The organism is Bifidobacterium catenulatum subsp. kashiwanohense JCM 15439 = DSM 21854, from assembly GCF_001042615.1.
GTDB classification, from domain to species: Bacteria; Actinomycetota; Actinomycetes; order Actinomycetales; family Bifidobacteriaceae; genus Bifidobacterium; species Bifidobacterium catenulatum.
The window spans coordinates 314,248-333,694 of the sequence record NZ_AP012327.1 but is presented as its reverse complement, the minus strand read 5'-3'; the positions used below and the strand labels follow the sequence as shown (position 1 = coordinate 333,694).

Below are 19,447 nucleotides of genomic sequence, written 5' to 3'. Positions count from 1 at the left end.
TCAAGTTGTTGATCAGCCGAAGATCCACAGGGTCAGCTTGCCCAGACCGTAGTCCATACCAGTGACCAGTGCCATCAGGAACAGCACGAAAATGAACACGGCGAGCGCCCAGAAGAACAGCTCTTTGCTGGTCGGGGTCACAACCTTGCGGAGTTCGTCGATAATCTGTTTGATGAACAAGCCAATTCGCATGAAGATATTCGGCTTAACGGCCTTTTCGCTATTTTTTGCCTTCGCCATAATAATCCTCCGCTGAGCTTGTTGCAAGAAGCTTGGCAGGGAAGGCGGGACTCGAACCCACAACCTACGGTTTTGGAGACCGTTGCGCTACCAATTGCGCCACTTCCCTAGGTGTACTCTGCCGTTTCTACTTGCTGGCGAGGATTTTATGCGAAAAACCACGCAAGAAGTAAGCGGCAAAACCGCCAAGTCGAAATAATAGCGGGTATTTGCGACTTAGTCCAACCAGTTTTTAAAAAAATCTCTCAAAACCGCTATTTTCCAACGAAAAAAAGATTCGCACCCGGCATGTCACCGTGGTGCGAATCGTACGAAAAGTTTCAGTCAGGTCAGTATCAGGCTTCGACCCACTGCTTCATGCGTTTCATGCCCTCGACCAGATCGTCGTCGGCAAGCGCATACGAGAATCGCAGGTAGCCAGGAGCGCCGGACGCTTCACCTGGCACGGCCGCCACATGGCCTTCGTCAAGCAATGCCGCAGCCAGCTCGGACGTGCTCGCATAGGAGGTCTTGCTTGTGCCGAGCGGCTTGTTCAGCAGGTCGCTCACATCGGCGAACGCATAGAATGCACCGGTCGGCGTCGGGCAGTTCACACCCTCAATATCGTTCAACGCGGCAACGATGGTCTTACGGCGCTTGTCGAAAGCCTCGCGCATCTCGTACACGGCATCAAGCGAGCCGGACACGGCCGCGATTGCGGCGCGCTGGGAGATATTGTTCACGTTGGACGTCATATGCCCCTGCAGCTTGGACGCGGCCTTGGCCACGTCGATGGGAGCGATCATCCAACCGACACGCCAGCCGGGCATGGCATACGTTTTGGCCACGCCGTTGAGTACCAGCAGCTGACCACGCACTTCGGACACTGCAGCGCCGACGTACGTGGTTTTTGCGCCATCGTAGTTGAGATGCTCGTAGATTTCGTCGGAAATCACCCACACATGATGTTCCACAGCCCATTCACCAATCGCCTTGACGGTTTCCGGCTTCCACACGGCACCCGTCGGATTGTTCGGCGTGTTCACGATGATGGCTTTCGTGCGTTCGGTACGCGCTTTTTCGAGATCTTCAAGACTTGGTTCGAAATTGCGGTCGGCACCGGCGAACACTTCGACAGGCACGCCTCCGGCCAGTTTCACCGCTTCCGGATAGCTCGTCCAATACGGCGTCGGAATGATGACTTCGTCGCCTTCATCAAGCAGGATTTGGAATGCCGAGTACACGGCCTGCTTGCCGCCGTTGGTTACGATAACCTGGTTCGGATCGACTTCGTAACCGGAATCGCGCAACGTTTTTTCTGCGATTGCCTTGCGCAGTTCCGGCAAACCTGCCGTTGGAGTGTAACGATAGTTCTTCGGATCCTGCACCGCTTCGGCCGCAGCTGCGACGATCGGAGCCGGAGTCGGAAAGTTCGGCTCGCCCGCGCCAAATCCAATGACGTCAATTCCTTCAGCCTTCATCGCTTTCGCTTTGGAATCAACGGCCAGAGTAGCGCTCGGAGCCACGCGGTTAATACGTTCGGAAAGAGTCTGCCAATCAGCCATAGTCATGCTTGCCATGCTAACCCTCCCGCCCGAAAAACAACAACCTTCTAGCATATCTTGGTCGCTTTTGCCGTTTCCTTTTCTTTCCTTTGGCTGGTGTCCGGTAGGGACTGGAAGATAGATATTTCTACACCAAAACGAGATTGTCGCGGTGGACTAGGGGGTGCGCGTATTCTTCGCCGAGGAAACGCTTGAGCTGGGCGGTATTACGGCCGAGCATCTGCGGAATCTCTTCAGAGTCGAATCCTACGAGGCCTTTTGCGAGATGCTCTCCCGCTTCATTGTCGATCCACACCGCGTCTCCGGCGGCGAAATCGCCCCTCACTTCGAGCACGCCGGCTGCGAGCAGACTGGCCGCTCCCCCACGTACCGCGTTGGACGCGCCCGCGTCGGCCACCAGAGTACCTTGCGGGTGGGCCGCGAAGCCAATCCATAGGCGGCGCGAAGAGCCACGGTCGTTGATTGGTGCGAATGCGGTGCCGACCGGGTCTCCCATCATGGCCGGGCCTGCGCTCGACGCGCAGGTGAGCACTGCAGGAATGCCGGAAACTGCCGCCACGCGGGCTGCTTCCATTTTGGTGACCATACCACCGGTGCCCACATTCGATCCTGTGCCGCCGACCTGCACATTGGCGAGCGCATCTTCCACGTTCGGCACGTAGCTGATGCGTTTCGACCCGGGTTCGCTTGGGGGTGCCGTGTAGAGCGCATCCACGTCGGTGAGGAGTACGAGGGCGTCGGCGACAACGATGTTGGCAATCAATGCGGAGAGGCGGTCGTTGTCTCCGAATCGGATTTCGTTGGACGCGAGCGAGTCGTTTTCGTTGATGATTGGCACCGCGCCCAGGTCGAGCAGTCTTTCGAGAGTGCGTCGCACGTTGCGGTATTGCTGTGGCGCGATGGTGTCGGATACGGTGATGAGGATCTGCCCGACACGCAGTCCGTAGTATGCGAAAGCGTTTTCGTATTGTGCCATGAGCAGGCCTTGGCCTACGGCCGCGCATGCCTGCTGGTCAGCCACGTCGGTTGGTCGCGCATCGAAGCCAAGGGAACCAAATCCGGCTGCAATGGCGCCGGAGGAGACAAGCACTACACGCCCGCCCATGAGTCGTACACGTGCGATTGCCGCCACGAGCGCGTTGAGCCGTTCCGGATCGAGGTGGCCGCTTGGCTTGGTCAGCGAGCTGGATCCCACTTTCACCACGATGGTTTGCGCTTCGGCGATGGCTCGGCGCACTTGGGCTTGCGATGGCGTGTTCATGGTCCCTCCAGGCGTTCGAATGGCCGAAAAGAAAACCCGCCGACATGCCAATCGGCACATCAGCGGGCGTATTGCTGTTTCTATTGTTCCACGTTTTCGGATTCGGTGGTTTCACCGCGTCCGAAGAGGCTGGTTGCGTCATGCCGGTCGTCGTCCACGGAAGGATCGGCCCAGTGTCCGGCCTTACGCTCGGCCATCATGGCTTCGCGCACGGCTTGGCGTGCGTCCATCATTTCGTGGTATTGGCGACGGCGTTCCGCGTTGGTGCGGCGCTGCGAACGGCCGTCCTGTTCCTGCAGTCGCAGGTCGACGCCTCGTGCGCCAAGCTGGGCGCCGTCAAGCATTTCCGCACCTGCCGCAATGGTCGGATCCCAATCGAATTCCACGGCTCGCGCACCCTTGCCGATGCGCACTTCATCACCCGGCTTGGCGCCCTTGTTGCGCAGTTCGTCTTCAACGCCAAGCTTGGCGAGGCGGTCTGCCAGGTAGCCGACCGCTTCGTCGTTGTCGAAGTTAGTTTGCATGACCCAACGTTCCGGCTTGGTGCCAAGCACTTCATACCAGACATCGCCGTTGCCGGCCTCCTTGCGTTCCACGGTGAAGTCAAGCGCGGTGCCGCCTTCGTCGTTGCGACGGCGGCGATTGCGAGGCTCTTCAAGCGGCTTGATGACCACACGCGCTTCTTCTTCGGCCTGTTCGCGTTTGGCGACTTCCTTGCGCATGTCGGCGACCATGGATGCCAACGCCCAGTTGAGTTCTTTCAAACCTTCATGGGATGCGGTGGAGATGACATACACGTTGAGACCGAGTTTTTCAAATTCCGGTTTGACGAATTCGGCCAATTCCTTGGCTTCCGGCATATCGACCTTGTTGAGGATGATGATGCGGGGGCGTTCGGGGATCGGAATCGCACCCAATGGCAGTTCCAGCTTATCTGCATATTCGGCCAGCTCGTGTTCAAGCGCCTTGTAGTCGCTCATCGGATCACGGTCAGGTTCCAGCGTGGCACAGTCGATTACGTGGGCGATGATTTCGGTGCGTTCGATGTGGCGCAGGAATTCAAGGCCGAGGCCTTTGCCTTGCGAGGCTCCCGGAATCAAGCCTGGCACGTCGGCGATGGTGTAACGCATGTCTCCTGCCATGACCACGCCAAGATTCGGCACGAGCGTGGTGAACGGGTAGTCGGCGATTTTCGGCTTGGCGGAACTCATGGCTGCAATCAGGCTGGATTTGCCTGCGGACGGGAAGCCCACCAATGCCACGTCGGCGATGGATTTGAGTTCGAGGATGACGTCGCGCTCCTCACCCGGTTCGCCCAAGAGCGCGAAGCCCGGGGCTCGACGGGTGCGGTTGGCCAGTGCGGCGTTGCCAAGACCACCATTGCCGCCTGCGGCCACAACGAACTTGTCCCCGGCGTGGCGAAGATCGGCGAGCTGTTCACCTGGATGCTTGGGCTTGCCTTGCGGTCCTTTGGCTTCGAAAATCACGGTGCCTACGGGAACGGGCAGAATCAGATCGGCGCCTTTGGAACCGTCTTTGGTGTCACCCAAGCCCATGGTGCCGCTTCCAGCCTCACGGTGGGGCATGAAACGGTAGTCGAGCAGGCTGTTGGCGTTCTGGTCGGCCAAGAAGATCACGGAACCACCGTCACCGCCGTTGCCGCCATTCGGGCCTGCCAACGGCTTGTATTTTTCCCTACGGATGCCGGCGGAACCGTTGCCGCCGTCTCCGCCCTTCACATGGACGGTCACGCGATCGACGAAATCACTCATGTATCTACCTTAATCGTTTGTTCGAAACGGTCCGATTTATTGTCCGTTCGCAAGTCTGCATGCATGTTCTGCATGCAACGTTACGTGACGTTTGGGACGGACTGGAGGAAAGCAATCCTCAGCGATTATCAAAATAAAGAAAAGCCGCGTCCACAACGGGCGCGGCTTTATCTTATAAGCGTTGATTGCGCGTATTTCAGGCGGCGATCACGTCGACGACCTTGCGGTCACGACGAACGCCGAACTTCACGCTGCCGTCCTTGAGGGCGAACAGGGTGTGGTCCTTGCCCATGCCGACGTTCTCACCCGGGTGGAACTTGGTGCCACGCTGACGAACGATGATGTTGCCGGCCACGACGGCTTCGCCGCCAAACTTCTTCACACCGAGGTATTGCGCGTTTGAATCGCGACCGTTGCGCGAGCTGGACGCGCCCTTCTTATGTGCCATGTCTGTTCCTTTCGGTCCTTGACTCTAACCCTGCGTCAATCAGGCGATAGCCGTGATCTTGACAGCGGTCAGCTGCTGGCGATGGCCCTTGCGACGAGCAACGCCGGTCTTGTTCTTATACTTCATGATGCTGATCTTCGGACCCTTGGCCTCATCGTTGACAACCTCAGCCTTGACGCTGACGTTGGCGAGATCCTTGGCACCGAGGACAACCTTGGAGCCGTCCACAACGAGAGCAACCGGGAATTCCACGGTTTCGCCCTTCTTAGCCTCGAGACGGTTGACGTAGATGACGTCACCGACCTCAACCTTTTCCTGATGGCCGCCGGCCTTCACAATCGCGTACATATCCGTTCCTTTATTAACTTGGAAAGCTTACTGCCCGGCACGTTCGAGCCTCGCGGCCAGACACCAGCAATCTAATCTACACATACCCGCGTACAACCGCAAGTCTGTTCCCGGCGTGTCAGGTTGACAGACCGGAATAATCATTTATTCTTCTATGCTTCCTCGCCCAGTTCCGCATTATTGGCAGCCACGGCAGCCGCCGCGATCTGCGCGAGTTTGGCCTTCACGTCCGGCGAGGAGCCTTTCGGCACCTGCACGTCCGTGCCGTGACCATGCTTGTTGGTTTTGACGAACGGGTCGCCGCCCTTCAAGGCGTACGGATCGTCATAATCCGCGGACACGGTCGGCTCGTCGTGAAGAATGAATCCACGGCCCTTGCAGGTCGGGCATTCCTCGGAGAAGGCCTCCACCAAGCCCTGTCCGATGCGCTTTCGCGTCATCTGCACCAGGCCAAGCGAGGTGACTTCAGCCACCTGATGCTTGGTACGGTCACGAGCCAGGCATTCCACCAGTCTGCGCAGCACCAGATCACGGTTGGCTGGCATGACCATGTCGACGAAGTCAATCATCACCATGCCGCCGATGTCACGCAGGCGCAGCTGACGTGCGATCTCTTCGGAAGCTTCGAGGTTGCAGCGGGTCACCGTCTCCTCAAGGCTCTTGCCGCGGCCGATGAAACGGCCGGTGTTCACGTCGATGGTGGTCATGGCTTCGGTGCGGTCGATCACGATCGAGCCGCCCGACGGCAGGTAGACCTGACGTTCCATGCCCTTGCGCAGCTGGGAGTCGATCTGCCACTTGTCGAACACGTCTTTGCCTTCATGTTCGGCCGGATCCCACTTTTCAAGCTTGTCTTTTAAGTCGGGAGCCATAGTGTCGAGGTATTCCTCGATACGGCCGTACACGCGGTCACCTTCAACGATCATCTTGGAGAAGTCGTCGTTGAAGATGTCTCGCACCACGCGGATCGCCACGTCCGGCTCGCCTTGCAGCAGCTTCGGACGCTTGCCGTGCAGGAATTCGTCACGCTTGTCGGTGATGCGTTCCCACTGGCGCACCAAGCTTTCGAGATCCTTGGTGATCGCCTCTTCGGAAGCGCCTTCCGCAGCGGTACGAATGATCACGCCCATGTCTTTCGGAGCAACCTTCGACACGATGTTCTTGAGGCGGGAACGTTCGCGCTCGCTGAGCTTGCGACTCACGCCCGTCATGCCACCGGATGGCACGAGCACCAGGAAACGGCCCGCAAGGGTGACCTGCGAGGTCAGTCGTGCGCCCTTGTGCCCGATCGGATCCTTAGTGACCTGCACGAGCACTGGGTCTCCCGATTTGAACGCGAGTTCGATGCGGCGAGGCTGGCCTTCCAAACGTGCGGAATCCCAGTTCACCTCACCCGCATACAGCACGCCGTTGCGCGCCTGGCCGATGTCTACGAACGCGGCCTCCATGCTCGGCAGCACGTTCTGCACGCGACCAAGATAGATGTTGCCCACGGTGGCGACTTCCTGAATGTCGGACACGTAATGCTCGACAAGCACATTGTCTTCGATCACGGAAATCTGCGTGTGGCGTTCGCGCTCGCGCACCACCATCAGGCGATCCACATGCTCGCGGCGAGCCAGGAAATCCTGTTCCATGAGCTGGCTTTGACGGCTGCGTTCGCGGCGATTGTCACGGCGGCGCTGCTTCTTGGCCTCAAGTCGAGTCGAACCCTCGACATCGGTGATCTCGTCAATGTACTGCTGCTTGCGGGAACGGCGTACGAGCATCTCTTCCTGCTCCTCGGCCTTCGCGCCGCCACGGCGGCGGCGACGACGACGGGTCACCGTGCCCTCTTCCTCGTCATCCTCCTCACGGCGGCGGCGAGACTCACCTTCGACGTTCTCCTGCTGTCGTTCGTCAGCTTCCTCACGACTGCCATGGCCACGACGGCGACGACGGGTGCGCGTCGGCTGCTCGTCATCATCATCGTCACCACGATTGCCACGTGTTTCCTCGTCGATAGGCGCGTACGTGATATCGTCGAGGATCAAATCCTCTTCAATCTGCTCGACCTCGGCCGCAGCTCGACGCTCCTGCGCGTTCAAACGACGGGAACGACGGGACTTGCGAGATCCGCCTTCCTCATCGTTTTCCGCATCATCATTACGATTGTCACGCTCGTTACGTTCACTGCGATTGTCTTCGGAACGCTCTTCGTCAGCAACGTCACGATTACGACGGCGACGGCGACGGGTCGGACGATCCTCACCCTGCGCATCGTCATGATCCTGCATATTGCGATCATTGCGAGATTCACGGGAATCGTCACGATCGTCATCGGACCTGTCACGGGAATCCGCAGCAGACGGCAAAACCGGCTCCTGGAACAGCAGCGACATCATCGGACGCGGATTATGACGGACCTCATGGCCTTCCGGCAACATATCAACCGCATCAAGCGCGCGTTCTTCGAACGATTCCTCATCGCGGGAATCATCGACGGCACTGCGACGGCGACGACGCGGCATCTCGTCATACTCATCCGCATCTTCAACGGAACGACGACGGCGACGCAGGCGATCCTCATCCCGCTCATCCTCGACCTGCACCGCGCGGCGGCGACGAGTACGCGTCGACTGCTCATCGGCAATCTCACGAACATCATCGTCGGGCCGGGCCGAACGACGACGGCGACGAGTCGGGCGAGACACGCCATCGGAATCACCATCATCACTGGAAGCAGCGACGTCACCGGCATCATGTGCAGGCTGCGCAACCGGTAACTTCGGCTCTTCAAATAGCGGGGTCGCGGCATGCTCCTCGACCTTCAACTCCAAAGACGCACCAGCGGCTCCAACCCCACGCACCACACGACGACCGCCACGACGGCGACGCGGCGCAGAATCGGACTGGGCCGATTCGAATTTCACAACATTCACGGCATGCTCAGGTGATGCCACGGCTTCGACCTGATCGAAGCCCTCATTGGTATTAGGCACAATGGCTCCTCGACGGCACGCTGCAATCGCGCCGCCCACGCTTAGGCCCCATACGGTTCTCACACCACGCTCTCACCGTGGCCGCGCATCATGGCGCCCGTAGGAAGCAACTTCCGTCAAAAGTCCTCATCATGCGACGGCGGACACCAGCGCTCGCGGGCACACATGAACTTCACGCGAGGGGATCAACGCCATCGGATGCATTGGTGATTTGCAGAACCACCGTCTATAAGTATGACACAAAAAACAACGGAACGTGACATGACGGGAAATTTTCCGGATCCTGCAACCCGCCGCTCGCGTTCCCCGCCCGCAAATCCCAGACCCCGTCCGCACAAGTCGTTTTTCCGTCTACACAAGTCGCAGATCGGGGTGCTTTCTTAGGTTGTGCAGACAGAAGACGGAAAACAACAAACAGCCGATAGCAGGCAGAAAAAGGCAGCAGACAGCTACTTCAGCCAGTCTTCAAGCAAGTTGGCCATCAGCAGTAGATCCGATTCCGGCAGCTGCTCGTCATGCTTGTGCGCCAGCAACGGGCTGCCCGCGCCCAGATTCACCGCAGGAATGCCCAGCATCGAGAATCGCGCCACATCCGTCCAGCCAAGTTTGGCCAGAGGCTCACGCCCCGTGCGCTCGCGCACCAATTCCACCAGCGACTGCGCGAGCGGCGACGTCAACCCCGGACGCGCGGAAGGCGACTCGTCCTGCATTTCAATGCCGAAGCCTTCGAACACGCCGCCTGTGGCAACATGCTCGCCATTGCCCAATTCCGCACCGGCGTCCGCGCCAATCATCAGCGCTTTCGCCTCAGCCAACGACTTGTCGGGGGCAAAACGATAGTTGACGTGCACGCGGCATTCGTCGGGAATCACATTCGTGCCTTTGCCGCCTGAAATCAGGGTGGCATTCAACCCCTCCTGATACGTCAGGCCATCCACTTCAATCGCACGATTTTCATAAGCGCTCAGCCGGTTCAGAATCTCAGCGGCCGCATGAATGGCGTTCTTGCCCATCCAAGCTCGCGCCGAGTGTGCCGCAATGCCATGCGTGATCACGTCGAAACGCATCGTGCCATTGCAGCCGCCCTCAATACCACAATCGGTCGGCTCGCCAATAATCGCAAAATCGCCGGAAATCCAATCAGGATGCGCCTCGACCACCTTGCGTAGGCCGTTCTTTTCGGCAGCAACCTCTTCGTGGTCGTAGAACACGTATGTCAGATCGTATTTCGCATCCGTCAACGTGGCCGTCAAATACAGCATCACCGCGTCGGAGCCCTTCATATCGGTGGCACCGCGTCCCCATAGCACGCGCTCCTGCTCATGGCCGGCGGCAACATCCTCGCGAATCAGCGGATCGCCTGGTTCCAGCCATCGCGGCGGGAAGTTGTCGATCACCGGCACTGTGTCAAGATGCCCTGCGAGAATCACGCGGCGTTCACGTCCGAAATTCGTGGACGCAACCAGCGTATCGCCATGCCTGCGCACTGTCAGATGCTGCTGTTTGTTTAGAAACGCTTCGACGGCGTCGGTCAACGGGCCTTCGTCGTCGCTCACGGAATAGGAGCCCATGATCTGTTCCATCAGCCCGTTCAGCTGCTCCTGCCTGGTGGCGGAAGCGGAAAATCCAATCTCAAGTTCGTTCATACCGCCCATTATCCAGCACCACCGGAACCGACATCGCCGTTCGACAACGCTTTTGAGACGGATCGGATGTTATCCATATGCATGGTGCAACACTGGATAACGGCCAAACCAACGGCCGAGAGCGAAAGGAAGAGTGTCATGCCGGGTCTGTTAAGCGCATTGGAAGGCTTCTGCGTCATTGGCATCGTCATCGGCACCGGTTACGTGGCCGCGCGCATGCGCATAGGCGGACCTACCGCGCAGATGGTGCTCAACAGGTTCAGCTTTTTCGTATCAAGCCCGTGCCTGATGTTCGCCATCCTGTCCAAGGAGAGAATCTTCGAGATATTCCACTCCTCCATTGTTGTGGCGTTCTTCTCGGCTGTGCTGGTCGGATTGGTGTTTCTGATCCTCAATAGGCTGTTCTTCCATCTGAAGGCGGCGGATGCCACCATCGGCGCGTTGAATTCGCTGTATCTGAACTCCAACAACATCGGTCTGCCGATCGCCACGTACATTCTGGGCAATCCCGCTTTGGTCGCGCCTATTCTGGTCATGCAACAGGCGGTGTTCACACCGATCGGCCTGACCGTGCTCGATGTGACCACCAAAGGCAAGGTCTCCACGAGGGAGATTCTGAAGCAGCCGCTGCATCAGCCGCTGCTTATCGGTTCGCTGCTGGGCATCGCCGTATCCGCGATTTCCGCAAAAGCAGGTCATTTCGTGGTGCCGGACTGTATTTACGACCCGATCGATATGATCGGCGATTCCGCAGTACCGATGATTCTGATGGCGTTCGGCATGTCGTTGCACGGCACAAAGCCGTTGCAGGACAAGTCGAATATTCCGGCGGTATTCACGGTGGCCGCTTTGAAGAACATCGTGATGCCGATCATCGCGTTCCTGCTGTCGTATTTCGTGATGGGCTTCCGCGGTGCCACGCTGTACGCGTGCGTGGTGCTCGCCGCCCTGCCGACCGGGCAGAACGTCTACAACTACGCGGCGCGGTACAACGTGGGTCTCTCGTTCGCACGCGACGGCATTCTTTTCTCGACGCTGTCATCACCGATTTTCATCGCAATCATCGCGGTGCTCCTCGGCTGACCTCGCCAGTCCTCGCCGCGGTATCCACGACCGCCGCGGCGAGGCCATCAATCGTCCATACGGTAGCCGACATGACCGAGCCCGTGCGCCGCATGATTCGCGGCACACCCTCCGAGCACCATCAGCGCATAACACAAGCCGATTCCCGCGGCCAACGTAAGCAACGAAGCCGGATTGAGCAACGACGTTGCCAGAATCGGAAACAGCAACAACACCGAGCACCCCAACGAAACGGCCATCACCGTGTTGAGTGGGGTGATCACTTCCATCATGCGTGCCTTGTCGAGCGTCGCCTCATCCGTACCTTCCAACGCAAGCATGCGGTACTCGTCGGCCTGGTCGTAGACGTTGCCCGTCTGCATCACGCCGGAACTGACGGCGGCGAGCACCGCGGCAAAGGCGAGCGTCAGGAAACCACCCATCGCTATATCGCGCATGTACAGCATAGATGGGTCGAACGGGTCGTGGTTGCCTCCGATTCCGGTGGCGAGCAATCCGCACACCGACGTCATCCCCGCGATGAACACAGCGAGCGCCACACCGGACACGTTGCGCCAAGCACGCTTGGGATTGTCGAGGATACGGCGCATGGCAATCATAGTGGCCGCGTCCTTCGGGTGTTTCGCACGCAATCTGGCGCGCATCGCCACCACCCAGGTACCGACGACGTTCACCATGGCGAAACCGAGGAAGAAGACGCCGAAGATGATGGCGTAGACCACCATCTGACCCAAGTGCGCGAATGCGGAGACGCTGTTGAGCAGCAGATAGCCTACGGCCAACACGGCAAGGAAAATCAATGCGCGCCATGCGGACGGCATGGGTTGTCCGGTACGTTGCGTCACGCCAAGCGGGGTGATGGCCACGCGGCGCAGGGCGACCAGCGCGGAGACCAAGGCAAGCAGCGTGACTCCGACAGTCACGGCCGCCAGGGCAGGCAGTCCCACCCACAACTGTTCGAAGGTGAAATGCTGGTTTTGGAAGTCGAGCAGCATGATCGCCGGTATCAGCGCGAAGTAGCCGGCTATGCCGACCAGCGCGCCAAGCAGAGCCTGGCCACCCGCATCGAGCGCGGTAAGTTTCGTGACCTGCGCGGTGGTGGCGCCCGCAAGTCGCAGTGCGGCGAGACGTGCGTCCCTGCGGGAGGCCGCGAGACGGGCCGCCGAGCCGGCGAGCGCCGCGAATGGCACGATGAGTAGCAGACTGGCGAATGCGGCGAGCATCACATAGCCGTCGGAATAGGTGTTCATGACGGCTGTGGCCTGATCGGCCGTCCAATGGCCGTCGCCGACCGTGGCGACGAGCTTGTCGGCGTGCGCCAGGGTTTTGGACCATGTTTCGTATGTACCGGGCGCGCACCTGTTGGAATTGATCATGCAACCGAACGTGTGGTCGGCGGAGGCCCGCCAGATGAAGCCATGCAGACCTCCGAGCACGGTTAGGAAGACGGCGGTGGCGGATGCGAAGGCAACAATGGCCAGCGCAGAGGTGCGGCCGGATGTGCCGTGGGTGCCGGAGCGGTGGAACAATCGCCATAATCGGAACATGTTCATCGTGCGCCTCCGGCGGTAGGTTGGGATTGCTGCGGCGAGCTCAGCCTGCCGTCACGCATGGTAACGGTGGCATCGCAGAATGCGGCCACGTTCGAATCGTGCGTCACCACGACCACGGCCGCGCCGGTCTGTCGTGCGGTCCGCATGAGAATGCTCATGATTTCGTGGCCGGTGGTCTGGTCGAGCGCGCCGGTCGGTTCATCGGCGAAGATGACTGCCGGCTGCACGGCGAGCGCACGTGCGATGGCGATGCGCTGCATCTGGCCGCCGCTCATTTCGCCGGGACGTTGTTGCGCGAGCTGGCGCAATCCCAATCGTTCCAGCCATAGCATGGCCGTGTCGGTGGCCTGCTGGTAGCTTGCGCCGCCCAGCATCATCGGCAACGCGATGTTTTCGATGGCCGGCAGTTCCGGCAGCAGCTGTCCGGATTGGAAGACGAAGCCGAAGGCGCTGCGGCGCAGTTTGGTGCGGTCAGCGTCGCTCAACCGCGCTAGGTTGGCACCGCGAAACATCACATTGCCGGCTGTCGGAGTGATGATGCCGGCGAGTGCGTGCAGTAACGTCGATTTGCCGGAACCGGACGGGCCCATGACCGCGATGCTTTCGCCTGCCTGGATGCCGAAATCCACGTGATTGAGCGCCAGCATGTGTGGGGCATTCGGTGTCGCCTGTTGGGTCGAATAATCCATGACCAGATCGGTCGCCTGAAGTATGTGTTCCATGTTTCCTACGGTACGGAAACGGATTGGTCCCGGCCATCAGACGGCGGGATGAACTTACAGGTTTCCTTCCGGCATGCATCATCCGCAAGGATTAGCGTAATCGCGGACTGCGGATGAGATGCCGTATGTCAGACGAGGTGCCAGGAGAGGCGGTGCAGGTCACTGGGGCCGTGTTCGACGATGGCTTCGCGGTGTGCCGCCGATCCGTAGCCTTTGTTGTTGGCCCATTCGTAGGGCGCATATTGCGGCTGCGCGGCGAATTTGACCATGAGTCGGTCTCGTGTGACTTTGGCGATGACGGCCGCCGTCGCCACGGTCGCGCAATGCCGGTCGCCTTTGACTTTGCAGGTCACGTCCGCCGGAATTGGCACGTCGGGTGCGTCGAAGGTGTTGAGTGCTTTGGTGATGTAGTCGTTCGGCCCGTCAAGAATCGCGCCGATTTTCAGATTATTCAATGCTTCCGATGATTCAGAAGACCCCGCGATTCCAGCAGATTCACCCTCGCCAATACCAAGCTTGCGTTCCGCTTCGGCGAGCGCCCGCAGTGCCGCCACGCCGAGCGCGTACGAAATACCCCATTCGTCGATTTCCGTATTGGAGGCTGCTCCGACCGCCCATGCGGCGCACCATTGTTCGAGTTCGTCGAAGATGGCTTCGCGCTTGTGTTCGGTCAGCATTTTGGAGTCGGCCACGCCTTTCGGCACTTCCAGAGGCGAAGATTTTTGCGAGCCTTCTTGCGAAGTTCTAGCCGACCCATCCAAGTCACGCGCCCAAATCGCAGCCGCACCAACCATTACCGGCCCTGCGAGAGATCCACGCCCCACTTCGTCGAAGCCGACGATCACATCGTAGCCTTGTTCGGCAATAGCGCGTTCCAAATCTAATGTGGGAATTACGGAAACCGCCATCAGACCGCCGAGCCTCCTTCTGGAATGTCGGCGAACACTTCATGGTGCGCATCGAGCCCGCCGATGCGGTTCAATGGCCAATATTTTGCGAGTCCGACACCCACTACGTCGGAAATGGGCACGAGTCCATGTGAGGAATCGTTCTGATGGTAGCGCGAATCGGCGGAATTGGCGCGATTGTCGCCCATAACGAACACGTGTCCTTCGGTCACGGTCACGTTGAACGCGAATGAGCTGGGGTCCACGCCTGGGCGAATGTACGCGCTTTCGTCAATCGCCACACCATTGATGGTGATCGGCTTGCCCGGCCCTTCGCACGTCACGGTGTCTCCTGGCAGCCCGATGAGTCGTTTGATGAGATAGTCGCCGACGAATTTGCTACTGTCTTCCTGCTGCAACCAGTGGTCGGGGTCTTTGAACACCACCACGTCGCCGCGTTTCAGGTCGAAGACTTTCGGAGTGAGTTTCGAGGTGATCACGCGGTCGCCTGGTTCGATGGTGTTCATCATGGATCCGGAAGGAATCACGTAGAATCCGAGTAGGAAAATGCGTATCAGCAGCACGATAATAATAGGAATTCCACACCAAACCAAGGTGTCGCGCAAGCCAAAGCTGTCGCCGCTATTGTTTTTTTCTTTGGCATGCCTCATACATGATTCCTTTATCGTCCGGTTTGCACACTGACCCTTATCATAGCGGCCAAGAATAGAAAAAGGCCCTCCAGCCGTAAGGCTGAGGGCCAATTTCACGCTTTATTTGCGTTTGAAACTCACTTCTCGGAGTTGTCGCGGCGCTCAACGATACGAGCGGCCTTACCGCGCAGGTTGCGCAGGTAGTACAGCTTGGCGCGACGCACACGGCCCTTGCGGACCACCTTGATGGAGTCGATGACCGGGGAGTGCAGCGGGAAGCGGCGCTCAACACCGGTGCCGAAGCTGATCTTACGAACAACGAAGGTCTCACGAACGCCGCCGCCCTGACGAGCGATCACAACGCCGGTGAAGGCCTGGATACGGGAGTTGTTGCCTTCCTGGATCTTCACGTTGACCTCAACGGTGTCACCCGGACGGAATGCCGGGATTTCCTCGGCCGGCTTCATGTGCTTGGCGTCAAATGCCTCAATAGCGTTAACCATTGTGTTTTCCTCGAGTCGCCGCCGCATATCAGCGCACAGGTAAGGGCTTCACGATTTTCGCAAATTCGTTCTGCCTGGTATGTTCTTCGCAGGTCTGCCTGCGAAGGATTGCCAATCCGCCGAAAATCGCGGCAACTTGCGTTCGTACAACTTGCGTTCACAAGGCTTGCGTTCGTGCAATGTTCCGCTCAATCTTGCGATTGTTTCCGGCTGGACCCGAAGGGACCCAGAATTATGCGGCGTCCTGAATCCCGGCACAGCAATATTCAAAAATACCCCACCCACCAGACCTCACACCACCCAAAACTCGCCGCAAAAGTTCTTGATGATTGACTATTTAAAGAATGGCTATTCTCCGCGGAAAACACTGCTCCTATGAACGATATGCAGAACTTCATTGTGCTGATTTCGCACGAAACGTGGAGCTTGGATATTTGGGAATAATGGTTCAGGGGCAGCAAAAAGGGCTCTGCACCGAAATGCTGAGCCCTTTGGAAGTTATTGCGCTACGACGCTATGCGCGCCACTGAACGCAGCATTCTGATTTCTCTGAAATCAGAACTTGCGATTTGCGCGGTAGAACTGGATCAGGGACTGGGTGGAAGCGTCCTGAGCGGCCAGAGCCTCGTCATCCTGGGAGATGGCCGGGGTGATCTGCTTGGCGAGCTGCTTGCCCAGCTCGACGCCCCACTGATCGTAGGAGTCCAGACCCCACACGGTGCCTTCAACGAAGGTGATGTGCTCGTACAGGGCGATGAGCTCGCCGATTGCGAACGGGGTCAGCGCCACGCCGAAGATGGAGGTGGTCGGGCGGTTGCCGGTGAACACGCGGGCCGGAACGATCTCTTCCGGAGTGCCTTCTGCGCGCACTTCGTCAGCGGTCTTGCCGAAGGCCAGGGCCTTGGTCTGTGCGAAGTAGTTGCCGAGGAACAGCTCGTGCACGTCCTGGTCGCCATCCTTGGTCGGGTTCGGGGTGTTCACGAACGCGATGAAGTCGGCCGGGATCAGCTGGGTGCCCTGGTGGATCAGCTGGTAGAAGGCGTGCTGGCCGTTGGTGCCCGGCTCGCCCCAGAAGATTTCGCCGGTTTCGGAGGTGACCGGGGTGCCGTCCCAACGCACGGACTTGCCGTTGGATTCCATGGTCAGCTGCTGCAGGTAGGCCGGGAAGCGGTGCAGGTACTGGTCGTACGGCAGCACAGCGTGGGAGGCGACCTTGAAGAAGTTACGGTACCACACGTTCAGCATGCCGAGCAGCACGACCACGTTCTTCTCGAACGGGGTGTTGGCGAAGTATTCGTCAATCTCGTGGAAGCCGTGCAGGAACTCTTCGAAGCGTTCCGGTCCAAACACCACGGCGAGGGAAGTGCCGACGGCTGCGTCCACGGAGTAGCGGCCGCCAACCCAGTTCCAGAAGCCGAAGGCGTTGGCCGGGTCGATGCCGAACTCGGCAACTTTCTCCAGGTTGGTGGAGACGGCGACGAAGTGCTTCTTGATGGCTTCGGCGTTCTTCTCGTCGGAGCCGTCGACTGCGCCAGCGGCCTTGAGGGCGTCAAGCAGCCAGGTGCGGGCTTCACGAGCGTTGGTCAGGGTTTCCAAGGTGGTGAAGGTCTTGGAAACGACGATGAACAGGGTGGTCTCCGGATCGAGGCCCTTGGTCTTTTCGACCAGATCGTTCGGGTCGATGTTGGAAATGTAGCGTGCGGAGATGCCTGCGTCAGCGTACGGCTTCAGCGCTTCGTACACCATGACGGGGCCCAGGTCGGAACCGCCGATGCCGATGTTGACCACGGTTTCGATCTTCTTGCCGGAAACGCCGGTCCATTCGCCGGAGCGAACCTTGTCGGCGAAGGCGTAGATGCGGCCGAGCACTTCGCGCACGTCCTTGACGGTGTCCTGTCCGTCAACGATGTACTTGCCTTCGTCTTCGGCCGGGCGGCGCAGTGCGGTGTGCAGCACGGCGCGGTCTTCGGTGTTGTTGATGTGTACGCCGGTGTACATGGCCTTGGTGCGCTCGTCGAGCTTGACGGCCTTGGCGAGGTCTGCGAACAGCTGCAGGGTTTCCGGCTTGATCAGGTTCTTGGACAGGTCGAAGTGCAGATCGCCCGCATCGAAGCTCAGCTTCTCGACGCGCTCGGCGTCATCGGCGAACCACTGCTTGAGGCTGATGCCTTCGGACTGCAGCTCATCGTAGTGCTTCTGCAGTGCGGCCCACTCCGGGGTCTTGGTGGCGTCAACAGGAGGATTGATGGCCATGGTGTATAGGTCCTTTCATCATCACTATGAAGCGGAACGAGCTGAGGATCTCTGCAGATTCCCGCATGCCGCATTCCGTATCTCTTCACCTCACAAGATACCCACAAAATAAGACAGAACAACACAAAAATGTTTCTTGAGTTAACATATTCACTAAGATTCGCAATATAGCGCGGTTCCGACCACCTTCATCTTCGACATGCATACTTTTGACGATTACTGAAATCGTATGCATAGTTCCGCCGCAAGTCTTCGTCATACTTCCAAACATGTAATAAACGAAACGATCGCATTATGCAGTGAACGACAAGAAAACGGCACTGCAACTACCAGCAAGCAAGCATTCAACAACTTCGTTTTCTGCAGGGGTCACAAATAATCTCTCGCACCCGGTAACGATCTCCTTGCCGTTCTTATGCGAGCGCGACGAACACGAAGTGAGCACCGGTCATCAGCAGCAAACTGATAATCGCAGTAATCGACAGCGTAAAACCAGCAAGCTTCGCATTGCCAAGCACCTTGTCGGTAAACAGCGTGGAAAACACGGCAATCGGCGCTAGACAGCACATGGCGGCCGCCTCACGAATCTCAGCATCGAACGGCAATAGCAGCCAGGCAGCAGCGGCAAACGCAATGCCGAATGGCAATCGCCAACCAATCACCTCAAGGAGCTTCAGAACATCCTGTCTGCCAGACGGCAAATCCATAAGCATACCCACCATCAGCATTGCGCAGAACGAATTCGCGTTCGAAAGCGGCTGCACGAGCGTGGCGATGAGGTCAGGAATCTTCACGTTAGCGAGCGTGAGAATGATCATCATCAGGTACGTGTCGAACGGAACCGAACCGAAGAAACCCTTGAACACATTGCGGGCCAAAGCCTTGTGGGCAAGACGCTTGGCATCCTTGTCTTTCAGCTTCACATACGGGAGAGTGGGCGCATGGCCCTGATACTGCTCAGTAAGCGGCGTGCCAGGCTTGATATGCAGCAGCGTCTGCGTCATCACATTCGTGCCGGCGGCAACCATCACACAATTGCCAATGTCGAACATGGCGGCGGGCACAATCGCGCCCGTGCCAAGAAAAGCCTGCACTACGGGGAAACAGAAGCAGCCAACGTTGAAGCCGGAGCCGTTCAACATCATGAACGCGCGATCCTGCACCGGGCGATGGCGGGACGTCAAGAAAACCACGACCGGCGGAATGAACGCAATGATCAAGCCGAACAGCGAAATCAATAGCATGCTGGAATCATGCGGATTCGTAGCAAACGAATAGACAATCGCGCCCGGCAGCACCAGATTGAAAATAATGGTCTGAATAATGCGATAATCGCGATCCTTGAACAGGCCGGCCCGCTTAAACAGATATCCGGCGAGGATAATCAGTAGCAACGCAATAGGCTGAATCAGCGCAGACACAACATACCCCTAATCCTTAGGATTCTCTTCCTACCCAAAGTTCATCTTAGGAGCATCCCACGCCACCAAGCCGACTCCCCGCCGCGCCCTAATTTCCCACCCACTGGAACAATCCACCCGCCCACAGCCACC

General features: G+C 58.6%; 15 protein-coding genes, 1 tRNA gene and 1 pseudogene. 1 reads left to right on the top strand and 16 read right to left on the bottom strand.

Going from position 1 to position 19,447, the window contains the following annotated elements:
• Positions 1-12 precede the first annotated feature (12 nt).
• From secE to dapE, 9 genes are all read right to left on the bottom strand, one after another.
• On the bottom strand, positions 13-240 hold the full coding sequence (secE, locus tag BBKW_RS01335) for a preprotein translocase subunit SecE (protein ID WP_003836126.1): 228 nt from the start codon (positions 238-240) through the stop codon (positions 13-15).
• A gap of 33 nt (positions 241-273) precedes the next feature.
• Positions 274-349 (bottom strand) — tRNA-Trp (locus BBKW_RS01330).
• 226 nt (positions 350-575) lie between these two features.
• On the bottom strand, positions 576-1,799 hold the full coding sequence (locus tag BBKW_RS01325; RefSeq protein WP_033500757.1) for a pyridoxal phosphate-dependent aminotransferase: 1,224 nt from the start codon (positions 1,797-1,799) through the stop codon (positions 576-578).
• A gap of 112 nt (positions 1,800-1,911) precedes the next feature.
• Positions 1,912-3,045: a glutamate 5-kinase gene (gene proB, locus BBKW_RS01320; RefSeq protein WP_033500756.1), complete on the bottom strand. Its 1,134-nt coding sequence runs from the start codon at positions 3,043-3,045 to the stop codon at positions 1,912-1,914.
• An 80-nt stretch (positions 3,046-3,125) separates the two neighbouring features.
• Positions 3,126-4,817 (bottom strand): GTPase ObgE, encoded by a 1,692-nt coding sequence (obgE, locus tag BBKW_RS01315; protein WP_033500755.1) that lies wholly within the window; start codon positions 4,815-4,817, stop codon positions 3,126-3,128.
• A 196-nt stretch (positions 4,818-5,013) separates the two neighbouring features.
• Positions 5,014-5,265 (bottom strand): 50S ribosomal protein L27, encoded by a 252-nt coding sequence (gene rpmA, locus BBKW_RS01310; RefSeq protein WP_003807757.1) that lies wholly within the window; start codon positions 5,263-5,265, stop codon positions 5,014-5,016.
• Positions 5,266-5,304: 39 nt separating this feature from the next.
• Positions 5,305-5,613 (bottom strand): 50S ribosomal protein L21, encoded by a 309-nt coding sequence (gene rplU / locus BBKW_RS01305; protein ID WP_003836136.1) that lies wholly within the window; start codon positions 5,611-5,613, stop codon positions 5,305-5,307.
• A gap of 152 nt (positions 5,614-5,765) precedes the next feature.
• Positions 5,766-8,594, bottom strand: a complete 2,829-nt coding sequence (locus BBKW_RS01300) for an Rne/Rng family ribonuclease (RefSeq protein WP_033500754.1) — start codon at positions 8,592-8,594, stop codon at positions 5,766-5,768.
• A gap of 449 nt (positions 8,595-9,043) precedes the next feature.
• Positions 9,044-10,240, bottom strand: coding sequence for a succinyl-diaminopimelate desuccinylase (gene dapE, locus BBKW_RS01295; RefSeq protein WP_033500814.1), 1,197 nt, complete (start codon positions 10,238-10,240; stop codon positions 9,044-9,046).
• A 138-nt stretch (positions 10,241-10,378) separates the two neighbouring features.
• Here dapE and BBKW_RS01290 point away from each other — a divergent pair, with 138 nt between their 5' ends.
• Entirely contained in the window at positions 10,379-11,323 is a 945-nt protein-coding gene (locus tag BBKW_RS01290; RefSeq protein ID WP_033500753.1) for an AEC family transporter, read from the top strand.
• A gap of 47 nt (positions 11,324-11,370) precedes the next feature.
• On the opposite strand, the gene BBKW_RS01285 is transcribed toward BBKW_RS01290, so the two are convergent.
• From BBKW_RS01285 to BBKW_RS01255, 7 genes and pseudogenes are all read right to left on the bottom strand, one after another.
• On the bottom strand, positions 11,371-12,876 hold the full coding sequence (locus tag BBKW_RS01285; protein WP_033500752.1) for an FtsX-like permease family protein: 1,506 nt from the start codon (positions 12,874-12,876) through the stop codon (positions 11,371-11,373).
• Positions 12,876-13,565 (bottom strand): annotated as a pseudogene (locus tag BBKW_RS01280) (ABC transporter ATP-binding protein); the annotation flags it as partial. The gene BBKW_RS01285 and the pseudogene BBKW_RS01280, both read right to left, overlap by 1 nt.
• Positions 13,566-13,726: 161 nt before the next feature.
• On the bottom strand, positions 13,727-14,506 hold the full coding sequence (locus tag BBKW_RS01275; protein WP_033500750.1) for a ribonuclease HII: 780 nt from the start codon (positions 14,504-14,506) through the stop codon (positions 13,727-13,729).
• Positions 14,506-15,156, bottom strand: coding sequence for a signal peptidase I (gene lepB, locus BBKW_RS01270; RefSeq protein WP_033500749.1), 651 nt, complete (start codon positions 15,154-15,156; stop codon positions 14,506-14,508). Before lepB ends, BBKW_RS01275 begins: the two co-directional genes overlap by 1 nt.
• Before the next feature lie 119 nt (positions 15,157-15,275).
• A complete protein-coding gene (rplS, locus tag BBKW_RS01265; protein WP_004220134.1) occupies positions 15,276-15,641 on the bottom strand; it encodes a 50S ribosomal protein L19 in 366 nt (121 codons plus the stop codon).
• A gap of 555 nt (positions 15,642-16,196) precedes the next feature.
• Entirely contained in the window at positions 16,197-17,894 is a 1,698-nt protein-coding gene (gene pgi, locus BBKW_RS01260; protein WP_033500748.1) for a glucose-6-phosphate isomerase, read from the bottom strand.
• 413 nt (positions 17,895-18,307) lie between these two features.
• Entirely contained in the window at positions 18,308-19,315 is a 1,008-nt protein-coding gene (locus BBKW_RS01255) for an AEC family transporter (protein ID WP_033500747.1), read from the bottom strand.
• Positions 19,316-19,447 lie beyond the last annotated feature (132 nt).